The organism is Nonomuraea sp. NPDC048881, from assembly GCF_040649795.1.
GTDB lineage: Bacteria > Actinomycetota > Actinomycetes > Streptosporangiales > Streptosporangiaceae > Nonomuraea.
Genome location: NZ_JBEZGC010000004.1, coordinates 127,030 through 143,926 on the forward strand (window position 1 = coordinate 127,030; position 16,897 = coordinate 143,926).

Annotated in this window: 11 protein-coding genes; 2 read left to right on the forward strand and 9 right to left on the reverse strand. The window is 61.6% G+C overall.

All coding sequences use genetic code 11. From position 1 onward, the window contains the following. Positions 1-456: 456 nt before the first annotated feature. The 3 genes from AB0C33_RS15655 to AB0C33_RS15665 form a co-directional block, all read right to left on the reverse strand. Positions 457-753 carry a hypothetical protein gene (locus tag AB0C33_RS15655; protein WP_358287850.1) on the reverse strand — a complete coding sequence of 99 codons (297 nt, stop codon included), beginning with the start codon at positions 751-753 and terminating at the stop codon, positions 457-459. 958 nt (positions 754-1,711) lie between these two features. Beyond that, positions 1,712-2,341: a hypothetical protein gene (locus AB0C33_RS15660; RefSeq protein WP_358287853.1), complete on the reverse strand. Its 630-nt coding sequence runs from the start codon at positions 2,339-2,341 to the stop codon at positions 1,712-1,714. A 39-nt stretch (positions 2,342-2,380) separates the two neighbouring features. After that, positions 2,381-2,704: a hypothetical protein gene (locus AB0C33_RS15665; protein ID WP_358287856.1), complete on the reverse strand. Its 324-nt coding sequence runs from the start codon at positions 2,702-2,704 to the stop codon at positions 2,381-2,383. 276 nt (positions 2,705-2,980) lie between these two features. On the opposite strand from AB0C33_RS15665, the gene AB0C33_RS15670 reads away from it, so the two are divergent. Beyond that, entirely contained in the window at positions 2,981-3,490 is a 510-nt protein-coding gene (locus tag AB0C33_RS15670; RefSeq protein WP_358287859.1) for a hypothetical protein, read from the forward strand. Positions 3,491-3,742: 252 nt separating this feature from the next. After that, positions 3,743-4,018: an integrase core domain-containing protein gene (locus AB0C33_RS15675; protein ID WP_358289058.1), complete on the forward strand. Its 276-nt coding sequence runs from the start codon at positions 3,743-3,745 to the stop codon at positions 4,016-4,018. A 556-nt stretch (positions 4,019-4,574) separates the two neighbouring features. Here the strand turns inward: AB0C33_RS15675 and AB0C33_RS15680 are convergent. From AB0C33_RS15680 to AB0C33_RS15705, 6 genes are all read right to left on the reverse strand, one after another. Then, positions 4,575-5,006 (reverse strand): hypothetical protein, encoded by a 432-nt coding sequence (locus tag AB0C33_RS15680; RefSeq protein WP_358287862.1) that lies wholly within the window; start codon positions 5,004-5,006, stop codon positions 4,575-4,577. 916 nt (positions 5,007-5,922) lie between these two features. Then, complete coding sequence (locus AB0C33_RS15685) at positions 5,923-8,982, reverse strand: type I restriction endonuclease subunit R (protein WP_358287865.1); 3,060 nt, start codon at positions 8,980-8,982, stop codon at positions 5,923-5,925. After that, on the reverse strand, positions 8,979-10,214 hold the full coding sequence (locus tag AB0C33_RS15690) for a restriction endonuclease subunit S (RefSeq protein ID WP_358287868.1): 1,236 nt from the start codon (positions 10,212-10,214) through the stop codon (positions 8,979-8,981). The genes AB0C33_RS15685 and AB0C33_RS15690 overlap by 4 nt, the downstream gene beginning before the upstream one ends. Next, positions 10,211-11,782 (reverse strand): type I restriction-modification system subunit M, encoded by a 1,572-nt coding sequence (locus AB0C33_RS15695; RefSeq protein ID WP_358287871.1) that lies wholly within the window; start codon positions 11,780-11,782, stop codon positions 10,211-10,213. The genes AB0C33_RS15690 and AB0C33_RS15695 overlap by 4 nt, the downstream gene beginning before the upstream one ends. Before the next feature lie 785 nt (positions 11,783-12,567). Further along, on the reverse strand, positions 12,568-16,059 hold the full coding sequence (locus AB0C33_RS15700) for a DEAD/DEAH box helicase (RefSeq protein ID WP_358287874.1): 3,492 nt from the start codon (positions 16,057-16,059) through the stop codon (positions 12,568-12,570). Next, complete coding sequence (locus AB0C33_RS15705) at positions 16,049-16,747, reverse strand: hypothetical protein (protein WP_358287876.1); 699 nt, start codon at positions 16,745-16,747, stop codon at positions 16,049-16,051. Before AB0C33_RS15705 ends, AB0C33_RS15700 begins: the two co-directional genes overlap by 11 nt. Between the last annotated feature and the right edge of the window lie 150 nt (positions 16,748-16,897).

Genomic DNA, 16,897 nt, shown 5'->3' on the forward strand with positions numbered 1-16,897 from the left:
CTGGAGCTGCTACGGAGGCCGGCTGACGCCGCGCCTCCTTCAAAAGCCCCAACAAGTCCGGGTAGTGACCGCTTTCAAACTCATCGTTGACGGAAGCGCACCACTTTTCGATGTCGAACATTTTGTACGCTTCCTCAGATACTGGCGGGCAGTAATCCGTACCCAGTGCATGCGCCAAGGATGGTCCGCCCAAGACTGCACCGAGCGCAGCTGCGGCCAGGGCGAGGGAACGGGCCGCCAGCCAGAACCCCAGCCATCTTCCCCTTGCGTGAGGATCATCCCGAATCAGCAGGCACCTCCACAGGAGCCGATCACGTCACTTCAGATTTACCAGCCCCTTCAGCGGAATTGATCTGGGAAACACGATTCCAATCGCCAAAGCTTGACCCAAGAGCCACTTGCGGACACGGCAGATACGACCACATAAGGCGTATTCCCCGCCCGCCAAGAATCGGGTCAGCCGATGAAGACACTCTTGCCCGTTCTGGCGATTTCCAGCCGACCGGAGAGTAGTACGGCGTTGATGTCGACGTCACAGCTTGGGCCCTCATGGATAAAGGCGACCCCGTTGGTCTCGTTGAGAACGTACGCCGGCAGATCTCGGATGGGGTAACAGCCATGAGGTTTGTAGTACACCTCACCGTTGATGATCAGCGCTCCAGCCGCAGCACGTACCGGTGCAGCGGGAAGGGCAGCCGTCACCAACATCCCTACTGCGGCGAGGGCAAAGAACCTGGCAGCGAACAATCCCACGCGAAGCCTCCCTGTGTTCTGACTGCCCCTTGCAGCCATACTGTAAACAGAGAGTCACATGATAACCACGGCTAGCTATAGCCGCTGGGTAACAGCCCGGTTCGCTTGCACCGAGGCTGCGCGAGCGGATCGCATCACGTCTCCTCCTTCGCGTAGATCTAGCGGGTCCCTGCATTGATCAGCATCTTCATGGGCCAAACGACAAGCTGCTGCGTCGCGCGGATGGCACGTAGATGCAGGCCGCCACCCGATATCTCAGTGCCACGAATCTTTCAGGGAAGATCAAAGCCTGTCCGACGGGCACCATCCCGCAATTAGGCTGCGACACCTTAGCGATCAGGAGAATCGGGAGCAGGCTATGCCCGGAATGAGTGAGCGACGACGCGGGCGGATCCGCGCCACGGCTCTGTTGCTCGCAGGCGGGGCCACTACCGCCGCAGCCATCGCCATGGCCGTCAGCGGAGCCGGGACAGCCACGTCAGGGAAGCAGCAGACCTCCTCACAAGCAACCACAGAGATTCCGCAAGGCGCCAACAACACGGGGATCGTCACATCTCCCCACTACAAGAGGAAGTCGGCCACCGCATCCAGGGCCACCACCAGTACTCCAAACGAAACGACCGGAAAACGAGATGGCATCACCGGCAACGCCAAGGCCGTCATCGCACCCAGGAATCGAGCACACGTCGATGTGGCGCGTGACCGCCTCCCCGCTGTCCACCCACCAACGCCGGATGGACCCGCGATTGACCATCACACGCCACAGTCGAGCCATCGAGCAAAACGAGCACCGAGCCGCCCCCGCCCAGCCTCACCCCGCAGCTCTGAGCACGCTGGAATCCCATCATTGATCGGGATGAAGTGCGACGAGTTGTTCCCCTCCCACGAACGAGACTTTCGTCTGCGCAACATGGCCTGCCATCAATTCTTGGATTGATGCTGCGCGTTCAGCGCGATGTCAAGGTTGTGCGCGCACGACAGCGATGGAGATCTCCCCATTGAGGGCGTGGGCCGCGACCACAGGCGCAACAGCACTGTCCACGACGACCGTAGCCTGACTGGCCGATCCGGACGTGTAGCTCACGCTCTCCACCACAGCCTCCTCCGCAAGAAGCGTGGGCGGTTCGGAGTCGGGCCTGCGCGCGGGAACGTGGATCAGCTGGACCCGCTCACCGCGCTGCAGGTCATAGGGCGCTTGGCCAGGCTTGAGCGCCAGCCCCATCCTGACGGATTTCCCGCTGATCGCTCCAGTCCCGTTCGCCGCGGCCATCGGCCGGGTCAGCAGCGTGCCGGGCAGCACGGTGACGGTGGCGACGGTGGCGGCCACCTGGTCGCGCTGGGCCCACGACCAGTAGGTGACTCCCCCATCGGCGATGCGCGCCTCCTGCAGCGCTCCGCGGTCGAAGCGCTGGCCGGCACCGATCTTCTTGGTGACACGGATGACGGAAATGCGTTCGTCGGCGCGCATCACCAGGAGGGTCGTGGCCAGGGCGCCACCAAGCACGAGCAGCACAGCGAGGGCGGCGAGGGCCGGCCTGCGTTGACGCGCCTGCTGCGGTAGCCCACGGGAAGCAACTCCGGTCAGCACACCCGCTCCTTCAGTCATTCGCGGTCGTCCTGGGAGTTGCTAGATGTTGCGCGCCGGGTTGCACCAGCGCCATGTGCCACCATCGGGATCGACGTCCGGGCCGTAACAGAACTGGGCCCGCTTGATGGAACCGAAGAACACCGAATCGTCGACACACCCCGACTTGGGCCCTGCCTGCAGCAGGATCGTCCGGCCGATCGTGGTCTTATACTCCACGGCCACCTTGTCCTCGTCGTCGAGCGCATCACACAGCATCACGCGCTTTCGGTCGGCACTGATCTCAACGGTCCCAAGCCGCCCATACCCGTCGGTCCACGGGCGTGCGGACGCCCACACCGGCCCCGTCACCAACAACCCGCCCACCAACACTCCCGGCACTACCCTCGCCCACCGTGACATCGTTCCCCTTCCTGCGAGCACGCAGCTCATGATGTCACGCAGAGTTATCATGCATAGCCGGAACGCAACGACTAAATGTGGCGCACGGCCCCCTTGAGGAGATCGAGTCGGCAGACCAACTCAACCTGAAGGGTGTCAATACTCCAATCACGGTCGTGAGCTGCGGGTTTGTCTCGGCTTCCTGGTCGGAGCAGTGGCTGGGTCAGGCATGCTCGAGGCTCGCGACGCTCCGTCTCCTACATGATCTTCTGCCGCATCGTGGGGTGGATGACACTGCTGGCCCGTAGCGACGCGTCCAAGAACATGGAGATCCTCGTCCTGCGGCACGAGGTCACCGTGCTGCGCCGCCAGGTCCACCGTCCAAGGCTGTCATGGGCGGACCGAGCAGTGCTGTCCGCACTGGCCCGAGGACTGCCGGCGGTCCTGCGTGCCCACCGGTTGGTCACACCAGGAACGCTGCTGCGCTGGCACCAGCATCTGATCGCACGTCACTGGCCCTACCCGCACCGGAAAATAGGACGGCCAGCGACCGATCCGGCGGTCGTGGCGTTGACCCAGCAGTTGGCGCGGGAGAATCCGCGCTGGTGTTACGAGCGCATCCGAGGCGAACTGCGGCATCTGGGCCATCAGGTGAGCAGTGCGACGATCCGCGGGGTCCTGAAACGGGCGCGCCTGGGTCCGGCGCCGCGACGAGCCGATGACCGCCGGCGTAATTTCCTCCAAGCCCACGCCGCCAGCGCTGGCTTGTGACTTTTTCACGGTGGACACCGTTACGCTGCGCCCGTTGTACGTCTTCTTCGTGGTGGAGGTCGGCACCCGATCCGTGCACGTGCTCGGCGTGACCGCTCACCCTGATGGCACATGGGATACCCAGCAAGCCCGCAACCTTCTTGTCATTTGGAGCACCGGGCCAACACGTCCGGTTGCTGATTCGGGATCGGGACACGAAGTTCACCGGCAGCTTCGATGATGTCTTCGTCGGTGACGGCATTCAGGTGCTAGATCCCGCCGCGGTCGCCTCGCGCGAACGCGTTCGCCGAGCGACGGGTCCGCACCACACGCACGGAACGCACCGACCGACTGCTGATCTTCGGCGAACGACACCTTCACACCGTGCTGAACGAATACGCCGATCATGACAATCGCCACCGGCCGCACCGCTCCCTCGCCCTCCGAGCTCCCACCAATGATGAGTCCGACGCGATCCCGCTGCCGACGGGCCAGAATCAAGCGCCGCCAAGTCCTCGGCGGGCTGATCAACGAGTATCAGCGCGCTAGCTAACCAACAAGGTGCCGTCACGAATGCGCAGGTCAACGCCTCGGTCCTGGTTTTGACACCCTTCAGGCAGAAGTTCGTGGCCGCCTCCAACCTCACCCTCGCACGCGACATCGTTGCCTCCATCGACGCCGCCTAGAACGGTGGAGCCCCTTCTGCGGAAGCTCACCCACGCTCCGGTGAGCTCGCGGCTGCTGACGTCAGTCTGCGTGAGCCCCAGCAGAGCTGGTCCAACCTGCTGGCCTTGTCACCGACGTCCTCGGCCGCATGTCAGATGGGATATCGACATAGCCCAGTCTTCGAGCTCGCGAACATGCTCGAGGTCATGCTTGAAACTCCTGCGCCACAGTGTAGATCCGGCCCCGCTCGTCGAAGGAGACGGTGAAGGCTGGGAAGCCTTTCCTGACTCCTGCAGGGGCGCGGATGAACTTTTCAGCACGGACAGAGTGCGCATGTTGTAGCGATCGGGCATGCCATCGCGAAGCGCAAAGAACGTGAAGCGGGGGATAGCTGGGCCTCGACCGGGGTGCCGACTGCGGCGGCGTACCAGTTGCTGCCTCAAGCGGCGCTGATATGTCTGCCGTTCTCGTCCCCCCACTGCCGCTTGGCTTCCTGAAAGCTCAGCGTGGAAGCGTCGCCCGACAAGCTCAGCATGCCCAATTTCTCGACGTCGGCGAACATCGGCTTCGCCAAAGCTGCCGCAGCCCTGGCGAAGCCGGTCAAGTCCGCTGAACGCACGATCCGTTCGTAGATGGGCGACTTTCCGGGGCGGACCGACAGCGAGTAGAAGACCACGCGCGAGACAGGCAGCCACCACGCCTCCTGAGTAGACGTCCAATCCTCTTCGTGGCATCCGACCTTCCACCGGCGGTGGGCCGCCTTGCGCCCGTCGGCAAGAGGTTCCAGATCTGAGACGACCGTCCTTCCGCCGCTGGCTGTGGCGTATTCATCGTAGGCAAGCACGTCATAGGCCAACCGGGGATAGCTCACTGATGTCCACATCAGCGGAGGCGTACCTCCGATCGGATGTGACACTGCCACCGGCCAGACAGGGCAAGATGGCGTTGCCCTGGGTCAATCCCTGCTCCGGGCCATCGATACTGCCCACTGGCCAGGTAAGAGGCTCGGGCTGCAGTTCCAGCACCAGCGAGTCCGGCCGACATGGCAGCCCCCACGAACCGCTGACCCCGTGGTCGTCAGGAGATTCGAGGCAGGCGATCGTCCCCACCTCAGTCAGCCGCCAGTCGCTCGGAAGGTCGAAGGTGATGCCCCAGAAGGCCATGGCCCGGGAGGAGGATGAGGGGGACGGCGAAGGAGATCCAGCAGCGGGTACGGCAGCAGGGGCGGTGGGAGTCGCAGCGGGCAACCGCCGTTGCCGCCAACATAGTCGTAGCGGGGGGACGAATGTGAGGGCCGCGCTAACACTGGAGGCAGCAGCATCGCAGTGCCGGCTGCGATGCTCACGCCTGCCACCACGGCCGAACCTGGAGGCTGCTCAAGCGCTGTTGTCCGCGCTACACGACCAGCGATGTACTTCCTGCGCAAGGATGCGGAACTATGGCTGCGCATCGAGCGCCCGGCCGCAGACCTGCTGGACGACCTCGTCGCCAACGGTGTGGTTAGCCGTTGGTTGACGGCGTCTACAAGCCGGAGACCGAAGCGTTCGGCAGGCCCGACCGCATGGCACCGCTTATGACGTGTTCTGCGCCGACAGTCGTACCCCCTGGCTCAGACGGGCCCCGCGCGGGAACAGGCAGTGGCGGCCATGCGGCACCCCCGAGGCCCGCTACGCGGGCGGGTCGAGCATGCGCCCTGCCCGGGCCGGTCCCGCCTCGGCCAGGGCGCCTACCTGGGCAGGAAATGCGCACGGAATAGCCCCATTCAGCACGCCTCCAGCGGACGTTGCTCACTCATCAGACGCAGAAACTCCATCTGCACCAAGCCCGATGAAGCGGTCAAAGAACGCACCTAGCTTGGTCAGCACGCGCTGCTTCTTGTCGCTAAAGGCGCCGCGAGCAGCGAAGCGTGATACCGGCGGCAGCACCCTTGTGATGGCCGTGCCATCAGTCTGGATAGCGCCATCGCGGAAGGCGGTGTTGATAAACCTTCGGGCCTCGTCGGCTCGCAGTCCCTCTTCAGCGATGATCTGGTCAAGTTCGGCTTCGCGCTTGGCGGTGACAAACGCCCGCCACTCCTCAGCGACCACGCTTCGGGCCGATACAGAGTCGACGAAGGCTTCGACGAGATCCTTCTTGTTGCGCAGTGTTGGGCTGGCGTCGACAGCGCGGGCGATCTCGGCACGAATCTCCTTGTCTGTGCCATCACCCTTGGCAACCTTGTACTTCTGAACCAGCATCAGGATGTAGTCGACGTTGATCTCGATCTGCTTGATCAGCTCGATTTCGAAGACGACGTCATCGATGATGGATTCCTTGTCCGTGTCCTGAATCCGGCGGAATTCCGCGTAGATGTCAAGGTAGATGCTGCGATAGTCCTGGGCCTGGCGATCGGTCAAGATCTCGTTGCCGGCGAATTCATCGAAGCTGGTCAGGATGTTCTGCAGGCGCAGGATGGCGCCAAACAGAGCGATGAAGCCCTTCTGCGCCCGCTCGCCAACGATCTGCTGCCCGAGCGGGAACCGGTTGAGCAGCTCGGTTACCTTTTCGGAGTATTCGCGGTAGTAGTCGCGATATGGCTTAAGTAGCACAATGCCGCCGGCATCCTTATTGCCGAACAACGCAAGGGCGTCGTTGGTCTCTTCCTCTAAGTCACGGAAGCTAATTATGTTGCCGTAGGTCTTGACCGAGTTAAGGATACGGTTGGTGCGCGAGTACGCCTGGACCAGGCCGTGAGTGCGCAGGTTCTTGTCGACCCAGAGGGTGTTGAGGGTCGTTGCGTCGAAGCCCGTCAGGAACATGTTGACCACGATGACCAGGTCGATTTCACGGTTTTTAAGGCGCAGCGACAAGTCCTTGTAGTAGTTCTGGAACTTGTCCGCCGAAGTGTCGAAGCTTGTGCCGAACATGGCGTTGTAGTCGCGAATTGCAGCTTCGAGGAAGTCACGCGACGACTGGTCAAGTGCCCCAGTCTCAAACTCCTCTTCGTCGAGCGCGCCGTCTTCGATAGCCTCGTTAGTGGCGTACGAATAGATCAGGCCGACTTTCAGGCGACGATCCGGAAGAAGTTTTTCCTGCTGGGTCTTGAACTCGGTGTAGTAGAGCTTGGCAGCCGCGATCGAGGCGGTTGCGAACAGGGCGTTGAAGCCGCGCAGGCGTCGCTGGCCCAGTGTGTAGTGCTCGGCGCGCTTCGTCTTCTGGTTGAAGTGCTTCAGCGTGTACTCGACGACCTGCCGGACGCGGTCCGGCGCCAGTAAGGCCCGCTCGGTATCAATGGCGGACACCTGCTTGTCCTGAACGTCTGCTGCCAGCCTGATGGTGTTGACGTAGTCGATACGGAACGGTAGGACGTTCTTGTCGTTGATGGCATCAACAACCGTGTAGGTATGCAGCTTGTCGCCGAAGGCCTGCTCGGTGGTCTTGAGCTTCAAGTTGCCGCCGCGGCGGGCATTGTCAGCAAAGATCGGTGTGCCAGTGAAGCCGAACAGGTTGTAGCGTCTGAAGGCCTTGGTAATGGCCGTGTGCATGTCGCCGAACTGTGAGCGGTGACATTCGTCGAAGATGATCACTACGTGACCGTTGTAGATCTCGTGGCCTCTGTTGCCCGCGATAAAGGTCGCGAGCTTCTGGATCGTCGTGATGATGATCTTGGCGTTGGGGTCCTCCAGCTGCTTCTTCAGGACCCGGGTCGACGTGTTCGAGTTGGCTGCGCCCCGCTCGAAGCGGTCGTACTCGCGCATCGTCTGGTAGTCGAGGTCTTTGCGGTCGACCACGAACAGCACCTTGTCGACGTCCGCAAGGCGTGAGGCTAACTGCGCAGCTTTGAACGAGGTTAGGGTTTTACCCGAGCCGGTGGTATGCCACACGTAGCCACCCGCGGCCACGGTGCCGAGCTTCTTGTAGTTGGTCGAGATCTCGATCTTTTGGAGGATCCGCTCGGTCGCGACGATCTGGTACGGGCGCATGACCAGGAGCATCCGGTCGGCAGTGAGGACACAGTATTTGGTCAGGATATTGAGCAGCGTGTGGCGAGCTAAGAAGGTCACTGCGAAGGCGGTCAGGTCCTGGATCGGATTGTTAGTCGCATCCGCCCACCACGAGGTGAACTCGAAGGAGTTGCTGGTCTTCTTGGGCTTCTTTGTGCCAGCCGTCTCGGAGATGTGCTGACGGCGAGTAGTGTTGCTGTAGTACTTCGTGTGCGTGCCGTTGCTGATCACAAAGAGCTGCACGTAGTCAAACACGCCTGAGCCGGCCCAGAAGCTGTCGCGGTGGTAGCGGTTGATCTGATTGAACGCCTCACGGATGGCAACGCCACGGCGCTTGAGTTCGATATGTACCATCGGGAGGCCATTGACCAGTATGGTCACGTCATAACGGTTGCTGTACTTAGCTCCGCCTTGCCCCTGATCAACCTTGTACTGATTGATGACCTGCAGCCGATTGTTGTGAATGTTGGTCTTGTCGATGAGCCGAACATTCTTTGTGGTTCCGTCGTCGCGCTTGAGCAGCTGGACGTAGTCCTCCTGGATACGCACCGTCTTCTCGATGACGCCTTCTTTATCACCGGTGATGCGTTCCTTGAAGAAGGTATCCCACTCAGCGTCGGAGAACGCGATGTTGTTCAGAGCCTCCAGCTGGGTGCGGAGATTGGCGACGAGCTCTGCCTCCGAGTGGATCCGGAGATATTCGTACTCCTGCGACTGCAGGAGTACGATGAGCTCCTTTTCCAGTTCCGCCTCAGACTGGTAGGCAGTGGAGGTCGCGGCATCACGGGCGTACTCTGCAACAACCGTGCTCTCCGTACCGCCTGCGATCGGCTCGATATCTGTTGTGGTCTTTCGCTCGCTCATACCGGCAATTCCTCAAAGGTCAAGAGTTTGTCACGGTAGTAATCGAACTGCTTGCGACGGGCAACCAGTTCGTCGCGCAGGCTTGATTCCAGAGCGGCAACAGTGCCGAGTACGCGTAGCAACTCTCGCTGGGCCGGCACTGACGGCAATTCAATCTGAAACGCTTCGAACTGCTCCTGCTTCCAGCGTCGGCGACTCTTGGTCGAGCCCCGCTCGACGCCCGTAACCTCGGCTGCCACTCGTTTGAGCGTGTACTCGTCTTGGAAGTACAACAGCAGCCATTCAGGTAGTACACGCGAATTGTCGAGGTCGTAGACTGGGAATTCGGCGGATACAACCCCATCGGCGAGTTCCGGCGGAACGACTGCGAACGACCCCTCGGTTACAAACATGCGGTTGTAGATGAACTGGCCCGGCTTTACTCGATAGAGCGTGGTCCCCTTGATGGTGCTGCCGCGCTTAGACTCTCGGGCGAAAACTCCTTCGCCATACCATTTTACGCCGAGGTTCATATAGATCTCATCTGCCTGAACGCGCAACGGGTCGACGTATGGAGTTGCTATTTCACCGAGCCGTACATGCTCCGAGGTACCTGAACTTAGGGCTTTGATATACGGAGCTTCGGGAAGCGTATACGAGAACGCGAGGCGCTGCTGCTTGCGGGCCTCCAACTCCGCGACCAGCTCTGCTTCTAGCAATTGGAACGAGTCGAGCACTCTGACAATCTCGCGCTGCACATCGATTGGCGGCAAGGGGATTCGGAGCCTTGCCAGTCCGCTAGCGGATAGCCGCTTTACCTTTGCACGCGCAACGAAAGGTTCCTTTGCCTTCTTGAAGGCATCTGACTGTGTCAGGTATACGACGAACTTTGGGTCGAGCGAGGAGCGAAATATGAAACAGTCATCGTGGACCGCCACTTGCTCAGTTCCGAGCCAGGCCACAGCCTTTCCGACGTCCTCGACCGTCTCACCCACCGCAGCGATGATGACGTCGCCAGGCTGAGCAAACCGAAGCGTCGGAGCGAGGTCGGCACGAACATCAGAGATCGTGTCCGATGTTGCGACCCCGTAGTGTGTATAAATTTCCCCGTAGTGGATACTCGGCAGGCCATCATCAACCCGGTCAGCCTTCGTGAACCTACGGCCCCGGATGAAGATCCCAACCTCGCCGAGTGGCTGCATAGGTACCCCTTTAGGGGCCAGCTCTGTAATCAGATCGTCGATCCGACTCACGACGCGTCCTCCAGATCGGCAACGATCGCATCGATCTGCTCCCGCAGTTCCTGCTGCCGCGTCACGAGCTGCGCAATCTCAGCGTTTAGCTTCTGGATGTCAACAACCTCACGGGTATCCTCAGCCTCAACATAGGAGGAAACTGAGAGGTTGTAGTCGGCTTGGGTAAGCTCAGCGTTGGTCACGAGCCTCGCGAAGTGTTCGATATCCTCGCGCGCCGCGAAAGCGTTAAGGATCCTCTGCTGGTTCACCACACTGAGCTTGTTCTTGCTTCCGACATGCACGAACTCGGCAGAGGCGTCGATGAACAGTACGGAGTTGTCCTTCTTCGACTTCTTCAGCACGAGGATGCAGGTCCCGATGTTGGTACCGAAGAACAAGTCGGGCGGGAGCTGGATGACTGTGTCGACATAGTTATTGTCGACCAGGTACTTGCGGATCTTCTGCTCTGCGCCACTGCGGTAGAGGACTCCGGGGAACTGTACGATGGCCGCCGTGCCGCTAACGGCAAGCCAGGACAGGATGTGCATCGTGAAGGCAAGGTCCGCCTTGCTCTTCGGCGCCAGCACGCCAGCCGACGAGAAGCGCGGGTCGTTGATCAGTAGTGGGTTGGCATCACCTGCCCACCTAATCGAGTACGGCGGATTGGAGACGATCGCGTCGAACGGCTCATCATCCCAGTGGTGTGGATCGATCAGCGTATCGCCGTGCGCGATGTCAAATTGCTCGTAATTCACATCGTGCAGGAACATGTTGATCCGCGCCAGATTGTACGTGGTGAGGTTGATCTCTTGGCCGAAGAAACCCCGTCGGACGTTCCCCTTGCCTAGAACCTTGGCGAACTTCAGTAGCAGTGAGCCAGAGCCGCATGCCGGATCGTAGACCTTGTTGACCGACTTCTTGCCTGTGACGGTGACGCGCGCAAGGAGTTCGCTCACCTCCTGCGGCGTGTAGTACTCGCCACCAGACTTGCCAGCGTTCGCCGCGTACATCTGCATGAGGTACTCGTAGGCATCGCCGAAGAGGTCAATGGCGTTGTCCTGGAAGTTCCCGAGAGGTAGATCGCCGATGGCCTCCAGCAACCTGACAAGCTTCTCATTGCGCCTGGTTACAGTGTTGCCGAGTTTGGCGCTGTTGACGTCAAGGTCGTCGAACAGACCCTTCAGGGCATCCTCGCTGTTGGTGCCAACCGCTGACCCCTCGATGTTCGCGAAAATCTTCGCCAACGTCTCGTTGAGGTTCTCGCGAAACTTCTCATCCCTACTAGCCCGCCTACGAACGTTGACGAACAGCTCACTAGGCAGGATGTAGAAGCCCTTCTCCTCAACGGTATCCTTGCGGCCAAACTCGGCATCCTGGTCGCCGAGCTGGGCGTAGTCGAAGTCGGCGTCGCCAGCCTCACGCTCCAACTCGTTCAGGTATGCGGTGAGGTTCTCGGAGATGAATCGGTAGAAGAGCATGCCCAGCACGTAGCTCTTGAAGTCCCAACCGTCGACGCTGCCGCGCAGGTCGGTGGCGATGCGCCAGATCGTCTTATGAAGCTCGGCGCGCTGCACTTCCTTGGTCACTGGAGCCACTACCACGTCACCACCCTCGTCTCGAGATCGGTGCTGCAGGCTTTTGTCAGGTGGCTCATCGTCAGGTGATCTCCTTCACGCCGAGGCCGTGTCATGAGTTCTACTGGCCTCGGGGCTCAATCTAGCGGGGCACGCTGACAGGTTCGCACCTTCCGCGCCGAGGTCGTCACAAGTTAGTTGCCGTAGATAGTGCGGGCGGGCTTACGGACGTCGGCAGGAGCCGGTGAGACGGTCTCCAGGCCCATCGTGCAGGCCGTTTCGTCAGGCAGGAGGGCCGCGTAGGTGGTGGTGACGCGTTCAGGGATCGGTCAAAGCGCGGTACGTGCCCTCGGTCGTGCGCCTGAGCCAGCTTAACCTCCCAGGTCTTCTGGAGGCCTTGGTTGTGCCCGACTGCTTGGCCACGCTGCTCCAAGCCCGGTGGCCCATGAGTGCGCGTGCATCGCCGGTGCGGCCATCATCACATCCATGCGGAGGCCGGCTACCGAACGGAAGCCCGCTGCCGTATGGATGTCAACGACGGCTGAAGCTGCCCCCGAAGGGGTCGAAGGAGCTGAGCGTCACCTGGGGGCCGATCAGCCTCGGTCGATCACCATCTGCCCGCCGTCCCCGGGATGTCCGTATGAACCGACGGGCAGTGCACCCGCTTCGTCGTCTGCGTTGGCTCTGAACGCCTCGATAACGATCATCACCGCACCCTCGCCCCCGCTCCGCAGCTATCGATGCCGGCTCTACCGCGCGGTCGAACCTCAGAGGTCCAATCATGCCAACAACTATGCCTATGGCGCCTTCGGGAGCAAGTCGCCCGGACCGCGATAAAGCAGGCGGACCCCAGTGCCAGTGCGAAGTCGTCGAGCACGCAACACGCCCTGGCGCTCACGATTGAGGAGAATGGCGGCTTCTCCAAGCAGGTCGTAGCCGCTGGACCAGATCTCGATCTTGTCTGGTCCAGTGTCAGTCACGCGCAGCCAGGTACCAGGCTCAGGTACCGTCCCGTACCAGGTGACCGCCTGCAAGTCCTCCGTCCTGCGGCTCCATCGAAGCGAGCGCTGTGCCCGCGAGGGGTTCACGAATGTCTCCCAAGCTGACCGCGACTCGGGTGTAGGCCAGTTTTCGCTGAGGGCCTGCGCGGGGTCGAGGTCGTCGATCCATTGGCGCATCTCGGCAGCCGAGTCGAATGTGGCGCCGGTGCTCTTGACTGCCGATATGGCCGCGAGGCGATGGTCGAAGCCAGAACGTATAAGGATCGAAGCCGCCCGATTGAACGTTCCCGTTTCGATTGCGGTTACTGCCGTCCCCAACAAGGCGTCGGCCTCGAGGTTACCCTGGGCAGTTTCGTAGACCTTGGCAGCTTCCATTCCCCAGACCAGCCGGTAGATGACGTCGGCCTCGATGAACTGCGCCATCGCGACGCGGTCGCCGGAAAGGTCGCCGAGGGCCAAACCGTGAACCCAGTGCCTCAATACCCCGCGCCAATTGTCGAGCACTGTCTCGGGAGCGAAGACTTCCATCGCGAACAAAGTGTCGGCGATCGCCACGAGCAAGTCGGCAGCCGTCTCATGGTCCGCGTCGGCGATGGCGGCTTCGGCTTGGCCCGCCAAGGCGATGATACTTCCAGATACTTGGGCGAGCTCGGACCCGGCGTTGGCACCTAGCCCAGCCAAGAACCAGCCGCGGCGTTGGGAGGGTGTGGACGTTTGCCACAAGTGGCTGGTCCGGCTGTACACCAGTCCGCGTACGGCAGCGGCTAACGTGTCGTCGTAGCGGCGAAGTTGCCGTTCCCACAGAGAATCGCGCAGGGCATCAGTGACGATCTGCGTCGCGGCGTCGGCAACGTTGTCCAAGCCACTGTCTCCGACGACGCTCAGGATGCCGATGTCGAGCAACGCGAGGTTCGACTGCCAACTCTGGGCAGCGGCGACCCGCGCCTCATCAGGCTCCTGGGACAGGATAGGCAGGGACCAGTCGGGCCCACCGGTGAGGTAGTCGAGAAGGGGCTCCACCGAAGTGAGCCTCTGCGATGCGTACATCCTTTTCAGGAGTGCAACGCCGATCTCGATGAGTCCAGATCGCAGGGCCTTGCCGCCATCTCCCTGTGTGAGTGCGAGCCACTCTCGCCGATGTCTTTGAGTCGGCTCGAAGATCGGATAGAGAACAAGCCCTTCAGTGTCAACGAACGCGCGACCCGCACGCCCGATCACATTCGCGAACTCAGAACCCTTGAGCACGTCCCTGCCGCGGCGAAGGCCGTGGAAGAGCACCGCTGACGCGGACAGGTTCAGTCCCTGGGCGAGAGTCGGTGAGGCAACAGTGACCTTCAAGCTGCCCCGCTGCAAAAGTCGCTCGATCTCGCGGCGGAAGGGACCGGGGAGCGCTCCGTGGTGGATGGCCACGCCTAGCCGAAGACATCCCAATATCGGATGGTCGGCACCGAACCACTCGGCGCCCACGGTGAGCGCGTCGTGAAGGTCGACATCCGCGGGCAGGACGGAGGAAACAAGGTCTCTGCGGTGGAGATCGATGATCGCGCGGGCGTACGGCTCCACGAAATTCCGCTGGGGGCAGAAGACAAGAACGGTCTGGCCGTCTTCGACCAGACGCCACGCGGTGGCGATAACGTGTTCACGTTGGTTCGCCGGGAACATCTTCCTGCGCCGGCCGCTCGGCTTCTTCGCCTCGAAGTAGCGTGGGATGAAGGGTTGGTCGGGCCCGAGAGTTACGGTCAGGCGCGCATGGTTTTTACGCCACTCAACAAGGCCGAAGCGCTGCTGCGTCGGACGCCACTCCTCGCGGTGCAGGCCGTCTGGGTTATCATCAGTGATCCATGCGACGAAGTCGTCGAGCTCGCTCCCGGACGGAAACACGGCCGAAAGGCACAGGATGCGGCGCGTCGAAGCGTCTGGACGACGCAGGAGCCGCTGGATCTGGGCTTCGTAGCGGACCTCGCGCTCGGTGGCTCCGATCATGTGCCCCTCGTCCAAGACGACGAGGCCGACGTCATCGAGCACCGACGGGTCGGATCGAAGCGCGAAATCCAGCTTCTCGGGGGTCGCCACGACGATTGCGCTGGAGCGCAGGGTGTCCTCGTCGACGTGGCTCGTCCCCATGCTGCCGTAAAGGGACGAGACGCGGATGCCCAGCGGCGAAAAGGTCCGCGCGAGGACCTGCTCAGTCTGGGCGGACAAGGCTCGCAGCGGGGTGACGTACACCGTGCGTCGTCCCTGTGCAAGACACGCCAAGATCGATAGTTCAGCGATACGGGTCTTGCCAGCGCTGGTCGGAAGCGCGACAACGAGATCATGTACGTCCTGGAAGATCCTGCCGACGACGTGGAGTTGGGAGGGCCACAGGTCTATCTCTGAACGTTCCCGCGCCAGGAGCGACTCAACGAAAGTGCGCCGGAGATAGCGCCACCGTTCGACGTTGTCAGCAGCTTCTGGCGGTGGTTCTTTTGGGATGTTCGTCTCAAGGCTGGTGTCGAACAGGCCTCCGAGCAGATGTCGAGTGAGCCGGTACACCCACCATGGGCCGGGGGCGCTCACGTCCGATGACGCCTGCTCGCCAAGCCGCAGCTCTTCGAGGGCTGTCTCGAGCAGGTCTCGGCTGCCGATCTCGATCGCGAACAAGGCAGCTGAGACGGCCGAGAGATAGTTCTCGCTGAGGAGAAGGACGATGGGGCCGACCTGGTCCGGCGGTGCGTCTTCCTCCGTGCTGCTGCCCACTGCAGTGAGGCTCGTCAACAGAGCGTCATCGGTGAGTTGGGGAGAGGAGCGCAGCGACTGGGTTCGCTCCTCGATCGAACTCAAGTCGCGCAATACCAGGTCCGCCAGCGTCTGCTCCATCGGCGTCAACCGCCCCGACTGTCGGCTCGCTTGGATCAGCGAGAACGCCCGCGCGGCGTAGCCGCCGAGATGGCTGGCCGCGCCGGCGACAAGTCCATGAAAGACCAGGTCTGCTTCAGGCGTCGCGTTCCGGGTGGCAGCCTCAAGCGCGTAGGAGCTCTGGATGAACCCCTGCTGTGCGAGGGAGATCTGCTCGGTCGTGTCGTCGTCCGCGGCCTCCAACAGCTCAAGGCTTGTGGCCAACAACGCGTACCCATAGTTGAGCAGGTCCGCGTCCAGAAAGGGACTGAACGTGGGTGCGTCCCTAGGAAGAACGCCCTCGCGCCGAATCATGGATTGGGCCTGTCCACGGGCCAGCAGGCGCCCGCGAAAGCCAGCGTCGGTGGCTGTCGCAAGATTTTCTGCCAGATCCCGCGCCTCACGAGGCACCGACGGTCACCCCTTCGTAAGCGTTTTCAATGAACTCTTTGTGGCCTTGAACTCGAAGCGTGATCGTCAGCTGTGGCACAGCGCCCGAGTACGCCTGAAGATCTGCTATCACGTGTCTACTCGGGTCGCTGCTCGTGAAGAGGAACATCAGGTGACCAACGCTGTCGGGGCGAACACCTTCCAAGAGCTGCATGTCAAGCACGGCCTCGCCGACGTCACTGTCGACCGTGGACAGGAGCCGTTCGGCGAACTGGGTGAGCGAGTGCGGCGAGGGCAACTCATCGTTGCGTGCTAGACCTTCGCGAGCCTCCGCGACCGTACCCTTGCTAAGCGTGACACGGCTTTTCGCCTCTGCCTTGGTGATGTGAGGCCTACCATCGGCGTCGAGCCTTGCTCCGAGTACGTCATCCCCCCTCATCGCCCACTCTTGATGGTCACGCTGAATGAGTCGGCTCGGTCCAACCACATACCCGCGCTCTTCGTGTAGGTAGGCCGTCGCAAGGATCTCGCCCATGTCCCCGGAACGAGCGCTTGCCGTGGTAGGAAACTTGTTGCGGAGGAACTTAGCCACCGCATCCTTCCCAAGTCGCTCCGCAATCAGCGCAAGGGACTCGGATTCGGCATACGCGTTCGGGAGAATCGCAGACAGGACATTAACGCCCGCGGCATCGTCGTACGACTCGATCATGCCGGCATGGTGGTCGCCAACGGGCACCAATGTCTTGAGGGTGCACCAGTTCCTGAAGTCAGCCATGCCCTCCGCCCACACGTCCATTTCCCCCGGTCCTAGTGTTCGCTGATCAAACTGTACCTAGGAGGGGGTGTGTCCAGTCAGTGG

Excerpts from the sequence above, each read along its gene's own strand:
- AB0C33_RS15670 (WP_358287859.1), top strand. The coding sequence starts at position 2,981 with ATGATCTTCTGCCGCATCGTGGGGTGGATGACACTGCTGGCCCGTAGC.
- AB0C33_RS15685 (WP_358287865.1), bottom strand. The coding sequence starts at position 8,982 with ATGAGCGAGCGAAAGACCACAACAGATATCGAGCCGATCGCAGGCGGT.
- AB0C33_RS15705 (WP_358287876.1), bottom strand. The coding sequence starts at position 16,747 with ATGATCGAGTCGTACGACGATGCCGCGGGCGTTAATGTCCTGTCTGCG.